Source organism: Telluria sp. ZT3P26, assembly GCF_059686035.1.
This window is the reverse complement of sequence record NZ_JCASII010000003.1, coordinates 324,023-340,886: the sequence shown is the minus strand read 5'-3', so window position 1 is coordinate 340,886 and position 16,864 is coordinate 324,023. Positions and strand designations below refer to the sequence as shown.

Here is a 16,864-nt window from a genome sequence, read left to right as displayed (position 1 = left end):
AGGCAGGAACAGCGCGTGGACCAACACCAGAACGACGACAGTACGGGCAGCACGCCTGCGCCGACCATCCGGCAACGCGTGCAACTTCTCGCGCGGCGCGCATTCGCCGGCGCGCAGACGGGGGCCGGCGCGCTCCGCTCCGGCGCGCAGCAGCGCCTGCACGGGCGCCCGCTGCCCGTCAAGCTTGCCCTGATTGCCCTGTGGTCGATGGCGGCCGGGCTGATGGCCATCCTGGCCTGGCTGCTGATCCTGATCCCGCTCACGCCCGGCATCGACGACCTGGAGCAGGCCAGCCAGTCGCGGCCGACCGTGATCCTCGACGCCGGCGGCAAGTCGCTTGGTACCTTCGAGCAGGGCTTGCAGGAGCGCGTCAAGTTGTCGCAGATTTCGCCGCACGTGGTCAAGGCATTGATCTCGACCGAAGACCACCGCTTCTATGACCACCACGGCATCGACTTCCGGCGCGTGGGTGGCGCCCTGTGGTCGAGCATCAAGGGCAATCCGCAGGGGGGCTCGACGATCACGCAGCAACTGGCGCGCAATATGTTCCCGCAAGAGATCGGGCGTGCGCGCAGCATCAACCGCAAGATGAAGGAACTGATCACCGCGATCAAGATCGAGAATACCTACAGCAAGACGCAGATTCTCGAGGCCTACCTGAACACGGTGCCGTTCCTGTACAACGCCTACGGCATCGAGATGGCCGCGCGCACTTATTTCAACAAACCCGCCCTCAAGCTGGACGTGCTCGAGTCGGCCACGCTGGTGGGGATGCTCAAGGGCACGCACTACTACAATCCGGTCGCCAATCCGGTGCGCTCGCTGGCGCGCCGCAATGTCGTGCTGGGCCAGATGCGCAAGCATGGTGCGTTCGACGACCGGCGCTATGCGGCGCTGGTGAAACGCCCGCTACGCCTGCGCTTTGCGCGTCTGCCGGACCGCAGCGGCAAGGACAACCACTTCAGCGCCTACGTGCGCAAGTGGCTGCTCGACTGGGCCGACGAGAACGATGTCAACCTGCAGCTCGATGGCCTGGTGGTGCGCACGACGCTCGACGCCGGCCTGCAGGCGGATGCCGAGCGCGCCGTCAGGCGCCAGGCCGACATGCTCCAAGCGATTGCCGACGTCGAATGGGCGAACCCGAATGTCCCGCGCTCGACGTCGGGCAGCATGTACACGTCGATGCGGCGCAATGTCGATCCGTTCTCGTACTACTGGATCACGCACGGGCGCGAAATCGATGCGTTCGTGCGCGAGACCGGCGCCTACCGCAACGCCGTCGAGGGCGGCGAAGCGCCAGCGGATGCACTCAAGCGCATCAAGGCCGACCGCAGCTTCATGGCCGACCTGAAGAGCGCCAAGTCGCGCCTGGAAGCGGGCTTCGTCGCGATCGACCCGGCCACCGGCGAAGTGCGGGCCTGGGTCGGCAGCCGGGATTTCGAGCGCGACCAGTTCGACCACGTGGCCCAGGCCGCGCGCCAGCCCGGTTCGACCTTCAAGCCGATCGTCTACGGCGCCGCGCTCGAACGGGGGATTCCGCAAGACCAGCAGTACCGCGACGTGGTGCAGTCATTCCGCGGCGCGAATGGCAGCGTCTGGAAGCCGACCGACATGAGCGGCAACACAGGCCGCTCGATGTCGATGCGCGATGGCCTGATCTATTCCAAGAACACGATCACGGCGCAGGTGAGCCAGGAGGTGGGCCTGCAGCCGATCATCGACCTGGCGCAGCGGCTGGGCATCCGCCAGAGCAAGCTCGAAGCGGTGCCGGCGCTGGCGCTGGGCACCAGCCCGGTGACGCTGCTGGAAATGGTCAGCAGCTACGCGACCATCGCTGCGCAGGGCGAATACCGCAAGCCGATTTTCGTACGCCGCATCGAAGACCGCGACGGCAACGTCATTGCCGACTTCGGCGGCAGCGCGCCCGAGCGCGCGATGTCGCAGCAATCGGCGCTGACCCTGATCGACATGCTGCGCGGGGTCGTCACGCGCGGCACGGGCGCCGGCGTGCGCAGCCGCTTCGGCATCTATGGCGACGTCGCCGGCAAGACCGGCACCACGCAGAACAACGCCGACGGCTGGTTCATCATGATGCATCCGAACCTGGTGGCTGGCGCCTGGGTGGGCTTCAACGACAACCGCGTGGCCATCCGCAGCACCTACTGGGGGCAGGGCGGCCACAATGCGGCGCTGCTGGTCGGCGACTTCTTCCGTGGCGCGCTCGAGTCGAAACGCCTCGATGCGGCGGCCCTGCTGCCGGGCGGCAAGCGCCCGGAGCCCCGTCGCTATGAAGAAGCGCCCGAAGAAGAGATCTTCGAGGAAGCGCCGATCGAGCTGGCGCCCGGATCGCGCGCCGACCAGCTGGACATGCTGCAGCAGCCGGTGCCGATCCAGCAGGAAGAGGCGATCGAGGTGACCGAACCGCCGGTCGAGGGACCGCCGCCGTCTAGCGGCCAGTTGCCGCCGACGCCGATTCCGCCTTGATCGTCGCCGCTGCGGCCGGCTCGGCGCGCAGCAACGGATACGGGTTGATCGCGCCGCCCGTCTCGTAGATGCCGTAGTGCAGGTGCGGCGGCGTGCCCTTGGCATTGCCCGTGTTGCCGACATAGCCGAGAACGCGGCCGGCCTCGATGCGCATGCCGGCCTCGACATCAGAATAGCGGTCCAGGTGCGCATAGTAATGGCGCTGGCCGCCCGGACCCGTGACCCAGACCACCAGACCGCCGAGACGGTTGGTGCCGACCTGCGTCACGATGCCCTCGGTGCTGGACACGACTGGCGTGCCGCGTTTGGCGAAGATATCGATGCCCTCGTGCTTGCGGCCTTCGCTGCGCGCGCCGCCCCAGGTGTCGCGCAGCGCGCGCGTTCGCACGCCCTCGACCGGCACCGGCAGCGCCGTGGGTGTGGGCATCGAGGCCAGCCGCATCGTGTACAGCGCCCGTTCGATGGTGGGTTGCAGCAAGGCATAGCCCAGTACCAGGATGATGGCCACCACGAGGGTGCGCAGGAAAATTCGCATAATGGTCTCGTATTGACAAGGTGACATCAGTCAGGTGGGGACACTTTGCCGGATTCCCAGCCTGCAGAGCGGTTCATTCCGGGCAGATGCGATATTCTGGGCGGCTACTTTTTCTGGAGAGAATCGATGATGCGTTCAACCCTTTGTATCCTGTCCGTCAGCCTCGCACTGGGCGCGTGCTCGGGCACACCCAGCAGCCCCATCGCTGGAAGACACCAGCTGGCGCCTGGCGTCATTCCAGACGAACGATGACGGCAGCAAGCCGCTGCGTCCCGGCGCGCCGGACGGCTTCACGCTGAGCTTCGGCAAGGAGGGCCGCCTGGCGGTCAAGCTCGACTGCAATCGCGGCAACGGTCCATGGCAGGCAGTGGCCACCGATGCGACGGGCGGCACGCTGAGCCTCGGGCCGGTCGCGACGACCCGCGCCATGTGTCCGCCGGATGCCGTCGGCACGCGACTGGCGCAGGACCTGCCGGCGCTGCGCACCTGGCGCCTGCAGGACAATCGCCTGCACACGGCCCTGCCAGCTGACGCCGGGGTCTATGTGTGGGAACGCATCACGCCGTAGCCGGCACACGCACGATGAAGCAACTGCCTTTGCCGGGCCCGTCGCTGTGCACGGCAACGGTGCCGCCGTGCAGCGCGGTCAGTTGCTTGACCAGCGCCAGGCCCAGGCCCAGGCCGCCCTGGCCACGGTCGATGCTGGTCGGCCCCTGGACCAGCACGTCGAAGATCAGGGGGTGCAATTCGGGCGCGATGCCCACGCCGGTGTCGCTGACGCTGAGCGCCACCGCGTCGCCGTCGCGCCAGACGCGCACGTCGACCCGGCCGCCTTTCGGGGTGTACTTGACGGCGTTGTGCAGCAGGTTGTCGACGACCTGTTCCAGGCGCGTGTGGTCGCCGTCGACCCAGGCGTCGGGGATCGCCTCGATGGTCCAGGCGTGGTCACCGGCATCGACCAGCGCCTTGGCCTCGGCGCTGCTGCGCACGATCGCCGCCAGGTCGACGCGGGCGCGGTGCAGCACGATCTTGCCCGACAGGATGCGCTGCACGTCGAGCAGGTCGTCCACGATGCAGGTCAGGTGACGCATCTGGCGCCGGCTGATGTCGCGCGCATTGGCGGCAATGTGCGGCTTGAGGTTCGGCATGTCCAGCACCGACATCGCGCCCGAGATCGCCGCCAGCGGGTTGCGCAATTCATGGCCCAGCATGGCGAGAAAATCGTCCTTGGCGCGGCTCTGGGCTTCGGCCAGGCGGCGCGCGTGCTGTTCGCTGACCAGGAGCAGTTCGCGTTCTTCCTGTAACGACTTGCGCACCTGGCTTTCGCGCGCCAGCGCTTCGCTGGTCGTGGCCAGGCCTTCGACCAGCGCATCGACTTCTTCGACCCGGGTGCGGGCAGGCAGGGCGATGGCGCCGGAGGCCAGCAGCGAGACCGCCGCTGCTGCCTGGCTCAGTGCACGCTCGAGCGTGCGGCCAAGGTACAGGGCAACCACCACGGCCAGGCCGAGCAGCAGCGCCAGCACCAGCGCCGCATACCAGGTCGCGGTACGCGCAGCTGCCTCGATCTGCGCCACCGGCACGCCGATGACGATGGTCCAGTCGCTGCTTTTCGAGCGGGTAAACACGCCGTAGACGTCGCGCCCGTCCTGCGTCACGTGGCGAAACACGCCGTGATTTGCCGCGCGGGTGGCCGCCAGGAAGTCGGCGCCCATCGGCTGGCCCAGCGTGTCCGAGCCGCGGTTGCGCATGATGGCCACGCCATCGCGGTCGAAGATGCCGACCTTCCAGTCGTCGCCGATGGCATCGTGGCGCAGGATGCGCTCGAAGAAGCGCACGTCGAAGATCTGGCTGACGATGTTGTACTGGCCATCTTCGAGCGGCGCCGGCACGCTGACCGCGACCGCCGGAAGACCCGAATATTCGTCGATGAAATAGCCCGACACGAGCGTGCCGCGTGCCAGTGACACCTGATTCGACCAGTCACGGGTCTGGGACAGCATCTTGGTGCCCATCGGTGCCTGTGTGGTGAACAATTCGCGGCCGCTGCTGTCATACAGCACGGTCCACGACTGCGCATTGCCGTTATTGGTGCTCGAAGTCCAGCTGTGCAGCCGTGCATAGTCGTGCTGGCGCATCCATTCCGAATACGCAACGCTGCGTAGCGACGCTTCGGCAGCGGCGATTTCGCGGTCGATCTGGAACGCGGTGGCGCGTGCCATTTCGCGGACGCTGCGCAGGCGCGAGTCGCGCTCCCAGTCGAGCAGCATGGACAGGCCGATCCATGAGGCAATGGCTACGGGGAGCAAGATCGCGCCTGCCATCAGGAACAGGTATGTGCGGGTTTTCATCGATGGTCGGCAACGGCCGCGACGAGAAGACAGCTTCCGGAAAAGGCCGGGTGCCGCGTCGGGCAAGCGCGTATTGTACTTAAGTTAATAGTCGACTGCGTGAAACGGACGTGCGCGTGCAGGCCGCCTGGGCAGCCTGCACGCGCACGGTGGGGACCAGCGCCGGTGCTCAGCGCGGGCGATCGGTACAGACGATCACAGAATCGGCGTGCCGCCGGTCACGGCAATGCGCGCGCCCGAGATATAGCTGGCTTCGTCCGACGCCAGCATCACGAACGCCGGCGCCACTTCCTTCGGCTGGCCAGGGCGCTTCATCGGCGTTTCGTCGCCGAAGCTTTCCACTTCGTCCGGCGGCATGGTTGACGGGATCAGCGGAGTCCAGATCGGGCCCGGTGCGACCGAATTGACCCGGATGCCTTTGTCGGCCAGCAGTTGCGACAGGCCGCCCGTGAAGTTGGCGATCGCGCCCTTGGTGGTGGCGTACGCCAGCAGCGTCGGCTTGGGCTTGTCCGAGTTGATCGACGTGGTGTTGATGATCGACGAGCCGCGCGGCATGTGCTTCACGGCGGCTTTGCACAGGTGGAACATCGCCGTGATGTTCACCTGGAAGGTGTAGTCCCACTCGGCGTCCGGGATGTCTTCGATGGCCTCATGGCTCATCTGGAACGCGGCGTTGTTCACCAGCACGTCGATACGCCCGAATTCGGCCACGGCGCGCTCGATGACTGCGCGGCAGTGCGCCGGATCGGCCAGGTCGCCCGGCACCAGGATGGCACGCCGGCCCGCTTCTTCAACCAGGCGCGCCGTTTCCTTCGCGTCGTCGTGCTCGTTCAGGTACGAGATCAGCACGTCGGCGCCTTCGCGCGCATAGGCCAGCGCCACGGCGCGGCCGATGCCGCTGTCGCCGCCGGTGATGACGGTGGCCTTGTCCTGCAGGCGACCGGAGCCGCGATACGTCGTTTCGCCGTGATCGGCCTTGGGGTTCAGGGCCGCTTCGCTGCCCGGTGGTGTTTGCTGTTGCGATGGCATGTTCATCGTTATGGCCTTTCGAATTGGATAGCTGACTGCATGTGGAGCCAGCGTGCCCGCGTTTGCGCTGGCGGTCGGTTCGGTGACACACCCAGGGGCAGGCCTGCGTCAGTAGCAACCCCGATAGGCCGGCAGCGCGTTTTCGGGTAGGCTTATGCTATTGACAAGGCCAAACCATGGCCGATACCAGGAGACCCGCATGCCAACACCCTATGCTACCCACCAGCCCGAGCGCGCCGAGATCGATGCAGCGCCGGGCCTTGTCGTCCTCGATTTCGGCACCGACTGGTGCGGCTATTGCCGCGCAGCGGAGCCTGCCATCGCCCAGGCCGTGGCTGCGTATCCGGCCGCCAGCCACGTCAAGGTCGAGGACGGTCCCGGCCGGCCACTGGGGCGCTCGTTCCGCGTCAAGCTGTGGCCCACGGTGGTGGTGCTCAGGGATGGTCACGAAGTGGCGCGCGTGGTGCGCCCGGCCGACGCCGGCGCCGTGAGTGACGCACTGGCCAAGGCGGCCGCATGAGCGTTGTCACGGCCAACAAACCGCGCACCGTCCTGTTCGCCAGCTTGATCGGCACGACGATCGAATTCTACGATTTCTATATCTACGCAACGGCGGCGGTGCTGGTGTTTCCGCGCCTGTTCTTCCCGACCGCCGATCCCGGCGCCGCGATGCTGCAGTCGCTGGCGACATTCGCCATTGCCTTCTTCGCACGCCCGGTGGGTTCGGCAGTGTTCGGGCACTTCGGTGACCGCGTGGGCCGCAAGGCGACGCTGGTCGCGGCGCTGCTCACGATGGGCCTGTCCACGATCCTGATCGGCCTGTTGCCTACCTATGCGCAGATCGGCGTGGCTGCGCCGCTGCTGCTGGCGCTGTGCCGCTTCGGCCAGGGCCTGGGGCTGGGCGGCGAATGGGGCGGGGCGGTGCTGCTCGCCACTGAAAATGCACCGCCCGGCAAGCGCGCCTGGTACGGGATGTTCCCGCAGCTGGGCGCGCCGATCGGCTTTTTCCTGTCCGGCGGCGTGTTCCTGCTGCTGGGCGAAGTCATGACCGATGCCGATTTCTTTGCCTGGGGCTGGCGCATTCCGTTCCTGGCCAGCGCCGTGCTGGTGGGCGTGGGCCTGTACATCCGCCTCAAGATCACCGAGACGCCCGACTTCCAGAAGGTCCTGGACAGCAAGGCGCGGGTCAAGGTGCCGGTGGTGACGGTCATGCGTGATCATCGCCGCGCGCTGGTGCTGGGCACATTCATTGCGCTGGCAACTTTCGTTATCTTCTACCTGATGACGGTGTTCGCGCTGAGCTGGGGCACGGCAAAACTCGGTTACACCCGCCAGCAATTCCTTCTGCTGCAACTGTTTGCGGTGCTGTTCTTTGCGCTGACCATTCCGCTGTCGGCGCTGCTGGCCGACCGCCGCGGGCGCCGCACCGCGATGATGCTGGTGAGCGGGGCGATCGCCTTCTTCGGCCTGCTGTACGGGCCGCTGTTTGGCGCCGGCGGTGCATGGTCGGTCGGTGCCTTCATGGTGCTGGGCATGTGCCTGGTGGGCTTTACCTACGGACCGCTGGGCACGCTGCTGGCCGAGCTGTTCCCGGCCGAAGTGCGCTACACGGGCGCGTCGCTGACATTCAACTTTGCCAGCATCCTGGGCGCCTCGGTGGCGCCGTATATCGCGCTGTGGCTCGGTACCAACTACGGGCTCGAGTATGTCGGTTATTACCTGAGCGGCGCGGCGCTCATCAGCCTGGCGGCGCTGATCATGGCAAGAAGCCTGATGCCGCGCACTGCGGCGGCGTGACCGGACGCCGCTTCGGCGCCCTGACGGGGCGTGCGCCGCAGCCGTCCGATGCGGCGTTCATCGCATCGCTGTACCTGGCCACGCGGCCCGACCTGGGCGCGTTGCCGGTGCCGCGCAGCGTCATCGAAGGCATCGCGCGGCATCAGCAGCGGCTGCAGGCCGACGAGTATGCGCGGCGCTATCCCGCAGCCGAAACATGGCTGCTCACGGATGGTGCGCAAGCGGTGGGGCGGGTGGTACTGGACTGGACGGGCGACACGCTGCGCGTGGTGGATCTGGCGGTGGCGCAGGACCGGCGCCGCCAGGGTGTGGCGCGCACCGTGCTGGTGGCGCTGCAGGCAGGGTGCCGTGGCCAGCGCGCACTGACGCTGCGGGTGCGTGCGGAGAATGCCGCTGCACGCGCGCTGTATGCGGCGTGCGGCTTTGCCGTGGTGCGGGACGACGGCGCGACGCTGGAACTGCGCTGGGCCTGAACGCCTAGAACGAATAGACCATCGTCAGCGAGGTCTGGGTGTCGGTGTTCTTCTTGTCTTCGGGGACGCTGCTGTCGTTACGCACGCTGAACCCCGCCTTCATCTGCATGCTGCCGTTGATCTTGGTCGACAGGGATGTCTCGGCCACCGAGTGGGTGTTCGACGTGCCTTTTTCGACGCTGATCGTTTGCGCGAAGAAGGCCGACGGGCTGACCTGCCAGCGGAACTGCGCTGCGCCGCGCACGGTCAGGCCATCTTCTTCTTCATCCGTTTCGCGCTTGCCGTTGAAGTAGCCCGGACCGATCTCGACGTCGAGCGTCTTGTCCGGCGCCGTGTACCAGCGCGAGCCGTAACCGACGGACAGCGACGAATAGCGCACATACGCGCCAAACTTGTCGTTCACGTGCGAGCCCAGGATGAAGGCGCGGCGTCCGTCGCCCAGCAGCTTGAACGAGGCCTTGGCCGACGTGGCCCAGCGCTCGGCCGAGCGCGTGCGCTGCAGTTCGCCTTCTTCGTTCTCGTACTCGTCTTCCTTGAAGTAGCCGCTGGCAATGAATTCATGGCTCCACTGCGACGTCTCGTGGCGGGCGTCGATCTTGCCCGTCACGGACGTGCCGCTCGTATTGCCGGAGGTATTGATCGCGCCGAGTTCGGCCGAGGTGAACCAGCCACCATCGGGAATCGCCGGCATCATGACCTTCAGAGGCGCGTGGACGTCGCCAACCTGGGGGAGATCGGGGGCCGCGTTGGCCGCGCCGTGGACGCTGACAAACAGCAGCGCCAGGATCGGGGATAGTTTCATCAGCATCCGTAGAGAAGCGTGGGCCGCACCGCACCGCCGGACTTGTGCAGGGCAACCGGCCCATCGTTCGTGAATCGTGCGCGGCAGCTACGTTGCCGCGAGTTGACCGATATTGTAACGCATTGCCTTCCCGATCACGCTCCGACGTAGGCGATCTTGAATGCAAACAGCCCGGCAATGACCCAGACCACCGGCTTCACATCACGTGCGCGGCCCGTCAGCAGCTTGAGCACCGCGTAGCTGATGAAGCCGAACGCAATGCCTTCGGCGATCGAGTACGTGAACGGCATCCCCAGCGCGGTCACGGCCGCCGGGATGCTTTCGGTGGTATCACTCCAGTCAACGTCCCCCAGATCGGCCAGCATCAGGCAGGCGACGAACAGCAGCGCCGGCGCCGTGGCGTAGGCCGGCACCACGGCAGCCAGCGGCGCGATGAACAGGCAGGCCAGGAACAGCGCCGCGACGGTCAGTGCCGTCAGGCCCGTACGGCCGCCGACCTGCACGCCGGCCGCGCTTTCGATGTACGCCGTCGTGCTCGACGTCCCCAGCACGCTGCCGGCCACGATGGCGCCGCTGTCGACCAGCAGAGCCTTGTTCAGGCGCTCCATCTTGCCCTCGACCAGCAGGCCCGCGCGGCGCGCCACGCCCATCAGGGTGCCGGTCGCATCGAACAGCTCGACCAGGAAAAACACCAGCACCACATTCAGGATGCCGGCGGCCAGCGCACCCGGGATGTCGAGCGCGAACAGCGTCGGCGAGATCGGCGGGGGCAGCGAGAACACGCCCTGGTAGGTATTGCCACCGAAGAAGAAGCTGAGGACGGTCACCAGCACGATGCCGATCAGGATCGCGCCGCGCACCCGCAGGCGATCCAGCGCGACGATCACGAAAAAGCCCAGCACGGCCATCAGCGCAGCGGGCTGGTGCAGGTCGCCCGCCTTGACGAGCGTGGCCTCGCTGGCGACGACGATGCCGGCATTCTTGAGGGCGATGAGCGCGAGGAACATGCCCAGCCCGACCGTGATCCCGACCCGCATCGAGCGCGGAATGCCGTCGACGATCATCGCCCGCAAGCCGACCATCGTGACCAGGATGAACAGGCAGCCGGAGATGAACACGGCGCCCAGCGCCGCCTGCCACGGAATGCCCATGCCGAGCACGACGGCGTAAGCGAAGTAGGCGTTCAGGCCCATGCCGGGCGCCATGGCGATCGGGTAGTTGGCGTACAGGCCCATCAGGGCAGTGCCGGCAGCGGCGACGAGGCAGGTGGCGACGAAGACCGACTCCCTGGGCATGCCGGCGTCGCCCAGGATCGAAGGATTGACAAAAATGATGTAGACCATCGTCAGGAACGTGGTCAGGCCGGCCGTGAGTTCGGTGCGGATGGTCGTGTTGTTGGCGCTGAGCTGGAAGAAACGGTCGAGCATGGTGATCCTGCAAATTACGGTAGGGCGAAGCATATCACTGCGGATCGTGCCGTGCGTCGGGTGGCCGGTGCTGTCAGGGGCCATGCCACGGTGTTACCATGCCAGCTCGATCCTTTGTTCACCTTCATTGACTTCATTCAGACATGCCAAAAAACAAGCGTCCGGTGCCCCGCACCTCGAACAACACACGCGAACCGGACACCAATGCCCAGGCCCAGGAAATGGCCGATCTGGCGCTCGAGATCGCCGAGCGCGAAGACCTGGCATCCAGCGAGCCCGACGATGCCAGGCGCGAACAGCTTGCTCTCGCCGTGCGCAAGGCGGTGCGCAAGAAGCGCGACGAGGTCCTGTACGAGGCGATCGAGCTGGCCCGCTTTACCGATCCGCTGGCCTGCCGCGTGCTGCGCGGGTGTATTGAAGAAGAAGCGGCAACGCTGCGCGTGGGGCGCGAAGGCAGCCCGGAACACGACATCGACGCCTTCATGGTGCCGCTGTTCGTGCGCAGCGAGGGCGGCCTGGTGGCGCAGCAGACATTCCAGGACGAGGCGGCCTTCGAGGCACTCGTGGCCAGCTTCCAGACGGCCGGACTCGATAGCCCGGATGCGCGCGTGATCCTGCTGCAGCACGCATTCGATCTGGGCGAAATCGACCATATCGCCTACGGCACGCTGCACGAGATGCTGCGCGAAGCCGCTGCCTCGCTGATGGAAAAGAAGCTGCAGCCGGCCCCGACCATTTCGGCCAGCATGCGCGGCTGGACCGGCGAGCCGGTCGCGCCCGACGAAACCGCGCTCGAACTGCGCTTCCTGCTCGGCTTTTCGTTCAAGCGCAGCGACGATGCGTTTTACCGGATTCCGAAGGACGAGGCGGGCAGCGACGCGTATTTCGCGGTGCGCATGGACCGCTACCGTGACTGGACCGTCGCCGTCGCGCCGCTGGTGGCGCGCTGCCTGGCGGCCGACCCTGCGCGGCTCGAGGTGAACTTCCTGTACCAGGACCTGTTCTATGGCGCCAAGGAGCAGGGCGTCGCCGAGCTGGCGACACTGGGTGTGCTGGCCGAGATCAAGGGTCTGCTGCTGGCCAAGGACCTGGCACCGGATGCCGTGCATGCGACTGTTGCGCCGATCGATATGGGTGAACACATCCTGCTGCGCGCGAACCTCTACGCGCTGGACGGCGGACAGCCATGGGGCAGCGTCGAGAAACCGGTCGATCTGGCCGCCGATCTGGTCGCCGAAGTCGACGAACTGTGCGACGCACTGCTGTCGATCGGCCTCGAAGGTGTGTCGATCGCCGCCGGTTTCAGCGGCGACGGTCACGCTGAAGGCGCCGAGCCTTACCAGCCGGTCTGAGTCACCCAACCTCTTCTAGACGCGCCGGCCGGCGCGTCCGCCCATCCCGTCACTACTGGAATTACCAACCCGTGGTGCGATGCAAACGCGATTTCACGACGATTTCGGTCGCTGACTTTCGGTGTGCCATGTCAAGATTTCACCTCTGCTCGTAGTGGAACTTCCTGTCGCGCTGTAGGACGCCACTGACACCAGATCGGGTCCGGCGGGGCGTCTCCCTATGACGCTCGACAGGGGTAACCTGCGGTCGCGTTACATTTGTTGAAATATTGCTCTGCACAACTCAAAAGATTAAGAAAATTGCATGTTACGATCCACTCGTCCGGCCAGGTTCCCGCGCGTACGCAGCGGTGGTCCCAGTAGAGAGAGAAGAACCGTCCGGCAGCACAATTACCAACAACTATAGCGCCACCAAGGCGAAAAGGAAAACTCACATGCCGACCCTCATCGTGTTCTGCCATCTCCGCTGGGATTTCGTATTTCAACGTCCCCAGCACCTGATGACACGTCTGGCTCAACACTACAAGATTCTCTTCGTCGAAGAGCCGATGCACACGGATGGTGAAGCGCGCCTGGAAAAGATGGAAGTCGCTGACAACATCACCGTCTGCCGTCCGCACACGCCGATCCACCAGTGGGGCTTCCACGATGACCAGCTCCCGACCCTGCAAGTCCTGCTGGCCGATCTGGTGCCTGCCGGCGAAGAGCCGGTGGTCTGGTTCTACACCCCGATGGCGCTGCCGCTGCTGCAGGGTCTGAAGCCATCCAAGGTGATCTACGACTGCATGGACGAGCTGGCGATGTTCAAGAACGCGCCAAAGCAGCTGCTGCAGCGCGAAAGCGCCTTGCTCAACATCGCCGACGTGGTGTTCACCGGTGGCCCGAGCCTGTACCAGTCCAAGCGCGACCGCCACGCCAACGCCCACTGCTTCTCGAGCAGCGTTGACGCCGCCCACTTCCGCCAGGCGCAGGACACCGCAATCTCGCATCCCGACCAGGCCCATATCGCCCATCCACGCCTCGGTTTCTACGGCGTGATCGACGAACGCTTCGATGTCGACCTGGTCTCGAGCATGGCCGATGCGCATCCGGAATGGCAGATCGTCCTGGTTGGTCCAGTGGTCAAGATTGATCCGGCAACGCTGCCAAAACAGGCCAATGTGCACTACATGGGCCAGCGCACGTACAACGAGCTGCCGCAGTTCCTGGCCGGCTGGGATGTCTGCCTGCTGCCGTTCGCTATCAACGACTCGACCAAGTTCATCAGCCCGACCAAGGTGCTGGAGTACATGGCGGCCGAGCTGCCATCGGTCTCCACGCCGATCACCGACGTCAAGGTGCCATACGGTGACGTGGTCGAGATCGCCGAATCGCACGCCGACTTCATCGCGGCCTGCGAACGCCAGCTGGCGCTGACGCCTGACGCCCGTGCCACCATGGCAGCGCGCATGCGTGAAGTCGTCGCCGGCACGTCGTGGGATCTGACCGCCAGCAGCATGCACGCGCTGATCGAAGGCGCAGAGCGCAGCAACAAGGTCGAGCGCTTCTTCGCGACCAGCCAGGAAGCCGTGCCAAGCACGCCGGATCTGGTGGCCGTTGCCCACGCCGGTTAAACGGATCAGCAAGCAGTCATGAAAGGGCCGGTGTCGCAGGACACCGGCCCTTTTTACGTGGCGCCCTCCATCCCGGTGCGCCTGTCGTGACCGGTGCCGGGCGCTAGGCGATCTGCCGCAGCACGTCTTCGATCGCTTCCACCGTGGCCGGCTTGGTCAGGTGCGCGTCGAAGCCGGCCTGCGCGGTGCGCTCGCGGTCCGTCTCGCCACCCCAGCCGGTCAGCGCCACCAGGCGCACGGCCGCGTATCGGGCCTCGGCGCGGATCCTGCTGGCGACCTCGTAACCGGACATGCCCGGCATGCCCAGATCGAGGAATATGACGTCCGGCATCAGGCCCGGGAGCATGCGCAGGGCCTGGTGGCCATCATTGGCAACCGGCGCGCTGTGGCCCAGCATGGACAGCAGCGCGGCCAGGGTTTCGGCCGCATCCCGGTTGTCGTCGACGACCAGTATGCTGCGCGACTGCAAGGCTTGTGCTGGCGCTGCAGTGGCGACCGGCGGCACGTCACGAACCGGCTCCCCCGTCAATGGCAGGCGCACGGTGAATACGCTGCCGGCATTCGTGCCGGCACTGTCGGCGCGCACGCTGCCGCCGTGCAGTTCGACCAGGCTGCGCACCAGCGACAGGCCGATCCCCAGTCCGCCCGAGCCAGGTTGTTGCGCCTGGCCGACCTGCGTGAACATCCTGAATACCGCTTCCAGCGCATCCGGTGCGATACCTATGCCGTTATCGCTCACGGTGACCACCGCCTCGTCGCCGTCGCGGCTGGCGGCCAGTGCGATGCGCCCGCCCTTGGGCGTGTAGCGTGCGGCATTGTTGAGCAGGTTGCTGATCACCTGCGTCAGGCGCGTCGGATCGGCCAGCAGCGGCAGCGGGTTGGCTGGCAGCTGCAGGTCGAAGGCGTGGCGCGCGGCCTGGATCAGCGGCATGCTCGTTTCGATCGCGGCCTCGATGACCGTGGCCAGGTCGACCGGCTCGCGGCGCAGCTCGACCTGGCCGCGCTGGATGCGGGCGACGTCGAGCAGGTCGTCCACCAGCAATACCAGGTGGTCGAGCTGGCGGCCCATGATCTCGTGGACGCGACTGACGGCAGCGGCGTCGTCCGGCGCGCGCCGGATGAATTGCAGGCCGCTGCGGATCGGCGCCAGCGGGTTGCGCAGCTCGTGCGCGAGCGTCGCCAGGAACTCGGTCTTGAGCCGGTTGGCCTCGGACAGGTCGTTCGCCATCTGGCGCAGCGCAGCGTCCGACCGGCGCCGTTCGGTCACATCGGTAAACAGGACGGCGAGACGATGGGGCTGCGGGCCACCCAGCCGTGTGGCATACACGTCGTACCAGCGTGACAGACCCCCGGCCTCGTTCTCGAAGCGTACCGGTTCTCCGGTGGTGGCGACCCGCCCGTACGTGTCGAACCAGTGCTGCTCGTGGCGTGGGACGAAGTCGCGCATGGTCTTGCCGACTGCGTCGACGAGGCCGGTATGCTTGATGAACGCGGGATTGGTTTCAATGAAGCGGTAGTCGCAGGGCTTGCCGTCGTCGTCGAACAGCACGTCGATCACGCACAGGCCTTCGTCGATCGAGTCGAACACGGTGCGGTAACGTTCTTCGCTCGCGCGCAGCTGCTGCTCCGCCTCGAGCTGGCGGGTGGTGTCGATGATCACGCCGCGCACGACGCGCGCCTTGCCCTGAAGATCAGTCTCGACGTGGCCGCGTGCCATGACCCAGCGCCAGCCGCCATCCGGCAGCCGGAGCCGGTAGGTCGCGCCGTAGGTGCTGCAGGCGGCAATCGCGGCGCTGATGCCGGCGGCCGTCGATTCCACGTCGTCGGGGTGGATCGCAGTGAGGTAGCGCGCCAGTGGCGCGCTGCACCGGTCCTGGCGCGGCACGCCGAACAGATCGGCCACGCGGTCGTCGGCCTCGACGCGATCGGCGCCGATGTCCCACGACCAGATGCCCAGCTCGGCAGCTTCGATGATGCGCGCCAGGCGCCGGCTGGTCTCGTCAAGCGCCGCTTCGGCGCGGCGGCGCTCGATCTGCGTGTCGAAGGCGGCCGTGTAGAAGCGTGCCTTGGCGCGCAGGATCGTCGGCGACAGGGGTTCGGTCAGCACGGCAATGACGCCGGCATCGTACAGCGCCTCTTGCGGCATCGGCATCGGTAGCGGCAGGCCGATGGCAACGATGGGCGTCAGGCTCGAGCGCGCATTGGTGCGGACGGCATCGATGACCGCGAGCATGCTGTCAGCGTCACCCGAGTAGCCGACCAGGACCAGCGCAAAATCCTGGCGCCGCACGTGTTCCAGACCCTGTTCGAGGGAGGTGGCATGCAGCACCGTCCGGCCAAGGTCGCTCGCGATCCGGGTGACAACCGGGTCGATGTCGGCGCGCTTGCAGATAAACAGGATGCAGCTACGGAAAAGGTCGACGGGACGGTCAGGACTGTCGGGACGGTCGTTCGAATCGGTCAACATGCGCCTGGCTTACGAGTGTGTTTATTCTGTCAATCTAATGTGCTGTTGGAAATGTGTCAATCTGCAATTCGGCGGATACCAGGCCCCGGGCGCCAGCGGGGCCCGGGTTTGTCAGGTCTTGTCCGGGACCGGCTGCGACGGCACCGGGGTTTTCAGCGACTCTGGCAACGCATCGGCGATGCCATTGCCAGGCGCCTGGCCGATGCGCCGCGCTTCGTCGGAGTGCTGGTCGAGGCTGACTTCTTCGGCGACATCGAATCGGCCGTCTTCAAAGCCTTCTTCGCCCGGCAGCAGGTTCTCGGAGCGTTGCTGCTCGCCGCCGGCAGGTTTGCGCTCTGGCTGTTCGTGGTTTGTCATCGTGATCTCCATGGATGGTGTGCTGTGTGCCGATTATGGCGCAGCACATGCGGGCAGGGCGCACGCCAACATACGCTGTGCGCGACGACGCCAGCCGCGCCGCTGGCGTTGTGCCCGTGAATTTTATGCGCAAGGAATTGTCGCTCGGCTAGAATGCCGGCTGTTTCCCTTCTTGTATCG

General features: G+C 66.1%; 14 protein-coding genes. 7 read left to right on the top strand and 7 right to left on the bottom strand.

The genetic code is table 11. The features are described from left to right. Positions 1-15 precede the first annotated feature (15 nt). Positions 16-2,484 carry a penicillin-binding protein 1A gene (locus AC56LN_RS12255; protein ID WP_499572015.1) on the top strand — a complete coding sequence of 823 codons (2,469 nt, stop codon included), beginning with the start codon at positions 16-18 and terminating at the stop codon, positions 2,482-2,484. Here the strand turns inward: AC56LN_RS12255 and AC56LN_RS12250 are convergent. After that, positions 2,447-3,019 (bottom strand): M23 family metallopeptidase, encoded by a 573-nt coding sequence (locus AC56LN_RS12250; RefSeq protein WP_499572013.1) that lies wholly within the window; start codon positions 3,017-3,019, stop codon positions 2,447-2,449. The genes AC56LN_RS12255 and AC56LN_RS12250 overlap by 38 nt on opposite strands. A 205-nt stretch (positions 3,020-3,224) precedes the next feature. Here AC56LN_RS12250 and AC56LN_RS12245 point away from each other — a divergent pair, with 205 nt between their 5' ends. Further along, positions 3,225-3,587: an META domain-containing protein gene (locus AC56LN_RS12245; RefSeq protein ID WP_499572490.1), complete on the top strand. Its 363-nt coding sequence runs from the start codon at positions 3,225-3,227 to the stop codon at positions 3,585-3,587. Here AC56LN_RS12245 and AC56LN_RS12240 read toward each other — a convergent pair. Together AC56LN_RS12240 and AC56LN_RS12235 are read right to left on the bottom strand one after the other, a co-directional pair. After that, positions 3,577-5,367, bottom strand: a complete 1,791-nt coding sequence (locus tag AC56LN_RS12240; RefSeq protein ID WP_499572011.1) for a sensor histidine kinase — start codon at positions 5,365-5,367, stop codon at positions 3,577-3,579. The genes AC56LN_RS12245 and AC56LN_RS12240 overlap by 11 nt on opposite strands. Positions 5,368-5,562: 195 nt before the next feature. Next, complete coding sequence (locus tag AC56LN_RS12235) at positions 5,563-6,402, bottom strand: glucose 1-dehydrogenase (protein WP_499572009.1); 840 nt, start codon at positions 6,400-6,402, stop codon at positions 5,563-5,565. 193 nt (positions 6,403-6,595) lie between these two features. On the opposite strand from AC56LN_RS12235, the gene AC56LN_RS12230 reads away from it, so the two are divergent. Genes AC56LN_RS12230 through AC56LN_RS12220 form a run of 3 tightly spaced genes read left to right on the top strand, consistent with a single transcriptional unit; the run spans position 6,596 to position 8,666 of the window. Further along, positions 6,596-6,916, top strand: a complete 321-nt coding sequence (locus tag AC56LN_RS12230) for a thioredoxin family protein (protein WP_499572007.1) — start codon at positions 6,596-6,598, stop codon at positions 6,914-6,916. Then, positions 6,913-8,193: an MFS transporter gene (locus tag AC56LN_RS12225; RefSeq protein ID WP_499572006.1), complete on the top strand. Its 1,281-nt coding sequence runs from the start codon at positions 6,913-6,915 to the stop codon at positions 8,191-8,193. The genes AC56LN_RS12230 and AC56LN_RS12225 overlap by 4 nt, the downstream gene beginning before the upstream one ends. Further along, positions 8,190-8,666 (top strand): GNAT family N-acetyltransferase, encoded by a 477-nt coding sequence (locus AC56LN_RS12220; RefSeq protein WP_499572005.1) that lies wholly within the window; start codon positions 8,190-8,192, stop codon positions 8,664-8,666. Before AC56LN_RS12225 ends, AC56LN_RS12220 begins: the two co-directional genes overlap by 4 nt. Before the next feature lie 4 nt (positions 8,667-8,670). Here the strand turns inward: AC56LN_RS12220 and AC56LN_RS12215 are convergent, their stop codons facing one another. Both AC56LN_RS12215 and AC56LN_RS12210 read right to left on the bottom strand, forming a co-directional pair. Next, positions 8,671-9,474 carry a DUF481 domain-containing protein gene (locus AC56LN_RS12215; protein ID WP_499572004.1) on the bottom strand — a complete coding sequence of 268 codons (804 nt, stop codon included), beginning with the start codon at positions 9,472-9,474 and terminating at the stop codon, positions 8,671-8,673. A gap of 128 nt (positions 9,475-9,602) precedes the next feature. After that, complete coding sequence (locus AC56LN_RS12210) at positions 9,603-10,895, bottom strand: NCS2 family permease (protein WP_499572003.1); 1,293 nt, start codon at positions 10,893-10,895, stop codon at positions 9,603-9,605. Positions 10,896-11,038: 143 nt separating this feature from the next. On the opposite strand from AC56LN_RS12210, the gene AC56LN_RS12205 reads away from it, so the two are divergent. Together AC56LN_RS12205 and AC56LN_RS12200 are read left to right on the top strand one after the other, a co-directional pair. Then, positions 11,039-12,247, top strand: a complete 1,209-nt coding sequence (locus AC56LN_RS12205) for a hypothetical protein (protein ID WP_499572002.1) — start codon at positions 11,039-11,041, stop codon at positions 12,245-12,247. Between the two features lie 434 nt (positions 12,248-12,681). Continuing rightward, the gene (locus AC56LN_RS12200; protein ID WP_499572000.1) at positions 12,682-13,860 is read left to right on the top strand and encodes a glycosyltransferase; all 1,179 of its coding nucleotides are present in this window, start codon (positions 12,682-12,684) and stop codon (positions 13,858-13,860) included. A gap of 103 nt (positions 13,861-13,963) precedes the next feature. On the opposite strand, the gene AC56LN_RS12195 is transcribed toward AC56LN_RS12200, so the two are convergent. Continuing rightward, entirely contained in the window at positions 13,964-16,327 is a 2,364-nt protein-coding gene (locus tag AC56LN_RS12195) for a hybrid sensor histidine kinase/response regulator (protein WP_499571999.1), read from the bottom strand. 111 nt (positions 16,328-16,438) lie between these two features. Continuing rightward, the gene (locus AC56LN_RS12190) at positions 16,439-16,684 is read right to left on the bottom strand and encodes a hypothetical protein (protein ID WP_499571997.1); all 246 of its coding nucleotides are present in this window, start codon (positions 16,682-16,684) and stop codon (positions 16,439-16,441) included. Between the last annotated feature and the right edge of the window lie 180 nt (positions 16,685-16,864).